Origin of the sequence: Sphingobium sp., from assembly GCF_041987595.1 — a bacterium.
Taxonomy (GTDB): Bacteria; Pseudomonadota; Alphaproteobacteria; order Sphingomonadales; family Sphingomonadaceae; genus Sphingobium.
This window is the reverse complement of record NZ_JBHIWJ010000056.1, coordinates 11,448-18,011: the sequence shown is the minus strand read 5'-3', so window position 1 is coordinate 18,011 and position 6,564 is coordinate 11,448. Positions and strand designations below refer to the sequence as shown.

General features: G+C 62.2%; 5 protein-coding genes (1 of these 5 cut by a window edge). All 5 read right to left on the bottom strand.

Annotated features, from left to right (window positions below; all coding sequences use genetic code 11):
- On the bottom strand, positions 1 to 558 hold the 5' portion of the coding sequence (locus tag ACFC3J_RS14365; protein WP_375196843.1) for an LLM class flavin-dependent oxidoreductase. The gene continues 51 nt to the left of window position 1, outside the view; the window shows 558 of its 609 coding nt (coding positions 1-558); the start codon lies at positions 556 to 558; its stop codon lies beyond the left edge, outside the window.
- Between the two features lie 99 nt (positions 559 to 657).
- Positions 658 to 2,877 (bottom strand): TonB-dependent receptor, encoded by a 2,220-nt coding sequence (locus ACFC3J_RS14360; protein ID WP_375196842.1) that lies wholly within the window; start codon positions 2,875 to 2,877, stop codon positions 658 to 660.
- 352 nt (positions 2,878 to 3,229) lie between these two features.
- Positions 3,230 to 4,324 carry a CaiB/BaiF CoA transferase family protein gene (locus ACFC3J_RS14355; RefSeq protein ID WP_375196841.1) on the bottom strand — a complete coding sequence of 365 codons (1,095 nt, stop codon included), beginning with the start codon at positions 4,322 to 4,324 and terminating at the stop codon, positions 3,230 to 3,232.
- Entirely contained in the window at positions 4,324 to 5,253 is a 930-nt protein-coding gene (locus tag ACFC3J_RS14350) for a 3-keto-5-aminohexanoate cleavage protein (protein ID WP_102999853.1), read from the bottom strand. Before ACFC3J_RS14350 ends, ACFC3J_RS14355 begins: the two co-directional genes overlap by 1 nt.
- Positions 5,254 to 5,336: 83 nt before the next feature.
- Positions 5,337 to 6,500, bottom strand: a complete 1,164-nt coding sequence (locus tag ACFC3J_RS14345; RefSeq protein WP_375196840.1) for a LuxR C-terminal-related transcriptional regulator — start codon at positions 6,498 to 6,500, stop codon at positions 5,337 to 5,339.
- Positions 6,501 to 6,564 lie beyond the last annotated feature (64 nt).

Sequence of the window (6,564 nt, the reverse complement as noted above, 5' to 3'; positions counted from 1 at the left end):
ATCGATCCGGTCCTTCAGCCCGTCGAGATGGCGTTCGCCCGCGAACAATATGACGCCGTCGGCCTGCTCACCCGCCAGCGCTAGTGCCTTGGGACCGAAAGCGGAATAATAGATCGGAATCGGGCGGGCGAAACGAAGCGGCGTGATCTGCGCGCCGTTCATCTGCGTCGGCCGTCCGGCGAACAGGTCCCGCAACACAGCCAGTTCCGTGCGGATCTCTCGCTGCGTCGCGGGCGGGCGGCCGATTGCCATGACCGTGCTACCCCCAGTCGCCAGGCCCAGCGCCACGCGCCCGCCGGAGAGATCGTCGATAGTGCTGAGGGCGGAGGCCGTCACCAGCGGATGCCGCATGAAAGGCGAGGTAACCAGCGGCGCCAAAGTCGCCTTCGGCGCGTCAAGCGCGGCGAGCGTCAGCGACACATAAAGTTCGTGCCACCCTGCCGGCGAATCGCCCACGCTGATCAGCTCAAAACCGAGATCGGCGGCAAGACGGACCTCTTCGCGAAATCCGTCCAGCCGGTCCCCCCACATGCTGCATATGCCGAGCTTCATGCTCATCCTCTCGAGAACTTCCTATGCCCTGCCGTCTCGCTGCAAACCTGTCCTTGTAGAGGGGGGAGGCGGGCAGGTCGCTCACCCTCCCCTCTCACGGGCGCGTCAGAACGTATATTTGGCCGTGATGCCCCACGTCCGCGGATCGCCGGCATAGACCGAACTGGTTGGGAAGGACGGCAGAAGAACGCTGGAAGCCGAGAAATATTTCTCGTTGAAGAGGTTCTTCACATAAATGCCCAGATCAAGGCCCGTGCCGCCTATTCCACGCCAATCCAGACGCGCGTTGGCGAGTTGGTAACCCGGCAGCTTTTCGCCATTCTGGCCGCCAAAATCGTCGGTCATGAACAGGTCGGCGTTGACCACCACATCGCCGTCAGCCGGGCGGATCGGCAGGGTCCAGCTCACGCTGGCCGTGCCGGAGAAACTCGGCGAATATTTGTTGATCTGACCCTCGCCCAGCACGATGGTCGAAGGCAGTCCTGCAGGAACGGTCAGGCTTTCCACCTTCACATTGGTATAGGCGGCATTGAAACCGACGGTGAGGCTGCGCACGGGGCTGATGGACGCCTCCAGTTCGACACCCCAAATCCGCAGATCGGCGACATTGGCGGCCAGGGAGCCGTTGGTCGGCGAATCCGGCGTGCCGTTCGGAACGGTCGTCTGCGTGTTCAGGAACTGAAGCGCATTCTTATATTTGCTGTAATAGGCGGCCAGATTCAGGCGCCCACGCGCGGACCCGACATGATAGTCATATTTGGAGCCGATCTCGACGTCGGTAATTGTTTCCTCCCCCGTCTTCTGGAAGGGACGAAGGTCTGCGCAGACGCCTCCGGTCGCCACGCAGGCCGGATTCGTGCCGCCCGTGGTAAAGGGTGATTCGAACAGCGGCGTGTTCACATTGACGCCCCGATAGCCCCGTCGCGACACGATATAGAGCAGCCAGTCCGGGGTCGCTTTATAGTCGAGGCCGATGGTCCAGCTCGGCTCCTCGCCCTTGTTGGATACGGTGCCGACGCCGTCGGCCAGACCGAGGGCTGCCGTGCTGAGGCAAGTGGATTCGTCGACATAGGTCGTGCCGATGGTGCCGCCGCAGGCCGACACCTTGTCCCAGCTGTAGCGAGCGCCGAGATTGAGCTTCAGCTTGTCCGTGAATTCATAACCGATCTGGCCATAGACCGCCCAGTTCTTGTTGCGGACATGGGCCGTCACCGCAGGCGCCGGGACTCCGCCCACCGAAAATGCCGTGAACTGCGATCCACTGGGGCCGTCGGGCTTATCATTATTATAGAAGGCGCCGACGATGAAGTTGAACGAGCCAAAATCGCCCAGCAACTGGGTTTCATTTGTCAGATATTGCCGATCCAGCACGGAAGACGCTGTGAAAAGGGTAAACGGCACGGCCGAGGGCGCGGGAGACGGCAGACCCGTGGGGATTTGCAGTTGCGGCAGCCCGCCGGTGTTGATCAACTGATAGCTGTAATTCTTTCGATAGCCAAAAATGTTGCGTAGCGTCAGATCGCCGAAGCTGAAGGACGTATCATTGGTAATTGACGTGGTCTTGCGATAGGCCGCGCCGCCGTTGATGCCGCCGTCGAACGACCCGCGGCGATTGGCTTTCTGTGCCTGCAAAGCCGCCTGCACCTGTGGCTCGACGACCCCCAGCCCCAGCGCGGCGAAGGGGTAATTCTCACGCAGCAGATAAAGGCCGCCGGCCAGTTCATCGCCCTTGAAATATTCATAGATGGTCGTGCTCTTGAGGCCCTCGACCGGCTCGACCAGCAGCGACAGGCGGAAGGCGTCCTGATGGATATTGTCGAAACCCGGGCCACCGTCGAAGGCGATCGTGCGCGGGTCCTGCCGGCGGATCTGGCCCGCCGCGCGGAAGGCGATCTTATCCTCGATGATCGGGATATTCACCGCGCCTTCCAGCTCGCGATAATCGAAGCGGCCGTAAGTGCCCTCCACATAGCCTTCGAACGCGTAACTCGGCTTCTGACTGCCGATCACGACCGCCCCGCCCAACGTGTTACGGCCGAACAGCGTCCCCTGCGGCCCCTTGAGCACCTGAATGCTGCCGATATCATAGGTCGGCACGTTCGACCCGACGGACGGCAAGGGGGTGTCGTTGAGATAGATGACGACGCCCGGCGTCACTTCGCCCAGCGGCAACTGGCCAATGCCCCGCAGGGTCAGGGCGACGTTATCTTTGCCCCCTTCGGATGAGAAGGTGAAACCCGGCGCGATCGTCTTCACGTCGCTGACCGTCTGAACGGTGCTGCGTTCCAGCGCCTCCGAAGAGAAGGCGGAAATGGAGACGGACACATCTTGCAGCCGCTCTTCCCGGCGACGGGCTGTGACAACTATGTCACCCGCATTCGCGCTTTCCGCCTGCGGTTCGGCCGAGGTTACGGGCTGAGCCCATGAGGGGAAAACAACAGCCGCGGCGCTCGCAACCAATGCCAATTTCAGAGCAGCCAATCGCATAAAAATCCTCTCCTTGAACCAGTTATCGCTGCCACCTGCGCGCGGCGCAAGCGTGATGACCTGTGGCAAATTCAGCGTTCAGCCTCATTAACCACCTATCGCCGGATAGGATTTGCGCCAATCCAGAACAAACGGCTCAGATGTTGTATTTGCGCCGCACCGATGCGCTATGCATGGCTGCGATGGCAGATCAGGACCAGGCTGCGATCAGGTCGGCGACCGGCACGGCCGAAGGCTCGCAGATGCCGCCCGCATTGAGGGACAATCTCGGCGCGGGCGCTGGCTGGGCCATGCCGTTCCGCCGCACAAAAGTCCCACGCGCCGCATTATGCGCATGCCGGGGCGCTTCCTCCATCGACAGGACGGGCGTAACGCAGGCATCACCGGCCGCAAACAAAGCTGCCCATTCATCCCGGCTTTTCGTCAGGAACACCGTGGCAAAGTCCGCCTGCATCGCGGGCCAGCCTTCCCGATCATTCTGGTCATAGTGCCGGTCGGAAAGACCCAGTCCTTCCACCATCTGGGCAAAGAATTTCGGTTCCAGACATCCCACCGCGACATGCCGCCCATCGGCACATTCATAACAGCGATAAAAGGGCGCCGCGCCGTCCAACAGATTGGAGCCGGGCGCATCTTCCCACAAACCCTTGGGCTGCCATGCGTAGAAAAGGCTCATCAACGACGCGACGCCGTCGGTGATGCAGGCATCGACGACCTGCCCCTGCCCCGTCCGTTGCGCCGCAAGCAGCGCGCTCAACAGGCCGAAGATCAGGAACATCGCACCGCCGCCATAATCGCCCACCAGATTGAGCGGCACCGGCGGCGTCCCCTGCCGCTCACCCATGGCGTGGAGAGCGCCGGTGATCGACAGATAATTGATGTCATGGCCCGCCCGCAGCGCGAGCGGCCCGGATTGCCCCCAACCCGTCATCCGTCCGAACACGAACCGCGGATTGCGCGCCAGGCAGACATCGGGACCGACCCCAAGGCGTTCCATGACGCCGGGCCTGTATCCCTCGATCAACCCGTCCGCCCGCTCGATCAATGCCAGCAGCTGTTCGCGATCCGCGTCCCGCTTGAGATCGAGATAGGCCACCGCCCGGCTGCGATGCAGGATATCGCCCCCCACATCGTCCCAGTCCCCCGCCCCCGCCGATGGCGGCCGGGCTATGCGGACGATCTCGGCGCCCATATCGGCCAACAGCATCGCCGCGAGCGGCACGGGGCCGATCGCGTCGATCTCCAGCAGGCGAATACCGGCCAGCGGCCCGCTTTTTTCCGCCATCAGATATTCGTCCGGTCCGCGCCCTTGAGGTCGAGCATGGCGCGCGCCTCATCAGGCGTGGCGATTTCAAGACCCATGCCTTCGACGATCTGCCGCGCAGTCTTCACCTGCTCCGCGTTGGTTTCAGCGAGCCGGCCCGGACCGCCCCACAGCGAATCCTCCAGACCGATGCGAACATTGCCGCCCATGGATGCCGCCATGGCGATAATGCTCATCTGGCGCGCGCCAGCCCCCAGCACGGACCATTCATATTGGTCGCCGAACAGCCGGTCGGCCGTCCGCTTCATGTGCATGATATCGTCGGGATGGCTGCCGATGCCGCCCAATATGCCGAAGCAGGTCTGGATGAACAGCGGCGCCTTTACGAGACCGCGGTCGAGAAAATATTTCAGATTGTAAAGATGGCTGGTGTCATAGCATTCGAATTCGAAACGCGTACCCAGCGGCGACAAAGTTTCCAGCAAATGTTCGATGTCTGCATAGGTGTTCTTGAACACCAGATCGCGCGACGCTTCGAGCGCTGCCGGTTCCCAGTCATGCTTGAACGATTTGTAGCGATCCAGCATCGGGAACAGACCAAAGCCCATCGTACCCATATTGAGGCTGGCAACTTCAGGAGCGAAAGTCTGGGCGGGACGAATACGTTCCTGCACCGTCATGGAGGGGTGCCCCCCCGTGGTCAGGTTCAGCACCGCGTCCGTGCGCTGCTTGATGACCTTGAGGAAGGGTTCGAACAGGTCAGGATTCTGGTCCGGCCGCCCATCGACAGGATTGCGCGCATGCAAATGGATGATGGCCGCGCCCGCCTCCGCCGCGCCGACCGCCGATTCCGCAATCTCCTCCGCAGTCACGGGCAAATAGGGCGACATGGAGGGCGTGTGGATTGCGCCTGTAATCGCGCAGCTGATGATGACCTTGCGTTTTGCCATGATATTTCCTTTCGCGCAGATTGCGCGGTTCGCAGGTTGCGCGAACGGCGCAATCTATCCTTCGATAGGAAGCCGCGCGCGCTTCAGGGCAAAATACCCAGTTGCCGCGCCCTAAGAACCGCCTGCGGCCGGCGCCGCACGCCCAGCTTGTCATATATTTGCTGCATATACCATTTGACCGTGCCTTCGGTCAGACCCAGGCGGTCGCCGATTTCCCGGTTCCGCAAACCTCCGCTCACCATCGTCAAAATGTCGACCTCGCGGTTGGCGAGGCGCCCGGTCAGACCGAAATCATCCTCCTCGTCCTCATCCGCTTCGATCTGCGGTCCTCTGCGCAATAGCGACACGAGGCGAACGGCGAAGCGATCGGCGGGCGTTTCCAGTTCCGGACCCTGCGAATAGGCTTCGATGATGAGAGACGCGATCACCTCGCCCTCATCGATGAAGACCCGCACCCATCCGGCAGGTTCGGCCATTTCGACGGCGGCGCGAACAGCCCTTCGCGCCTCGGACCGATTGCCCTGAAGCACGGCGATTTCCGCCAACAGCAGTTCGAAGATCACGGCCGAACGCACCGCCCCCGCGCGCTTGACGAATTCGAGCCAGCGATGGGCGACCTTGCGCGCCCGTCCAAGCCGGTGACGTTGCATCTCGATCCGGAGCCAGGCGATCGCGATGCTTTCGTTGCGCCGCGTCGGGTGCAAGGTCGGAATGGGTTCGCCGTCCAGCTGCGGATCGCCCGCCAGAAAATGCTGCTCGGCCTCCTCAATCTGCCCCGCCTTGATCAGCAGCCGCACTTCCTCTGCCACGATGAAGGAGCGCAGGCGATCAAGTCCACATTCGATCGCCACGAGATGGGCGTCGTTGAGCGTCGAAAGCGCTCCGGGCAAATCGCCCCGTGCCGCCCGCAAACGCGCGCTGACCAGATAGCCGGACGCCATCTGATCGGAAAATCCCCATTGCCGCACGACCGGCAGATACTGCTCCGCCAGATCCGCCGCCTGTTCAAGATCGCCTGCATCGTAAAGCAACTCGGCCAACGGCAAGGCAGGAAGCGCAGCCAGGCCGGAACCCGGACCATGGATCTCAACCGCAAGCGCAAAGGCTTCTTCCAGAAACCGTTGGGCAAAGGGGGTCTTGCCCTGCGCCATCATGGTGGGCGCGACTGAGGCCTTCAGCGCGATGGACGCAAAAGCCGATCCGGGGCGCGAGAGGGCGCGGCTGGTTTCCGCCTCCAGCTTGAGCATGTCCTGAAAATGATAAAGTTCCCGCCGCGCCGACATGAGCTGCGCCAGCAAGGTGCAGCTGAGG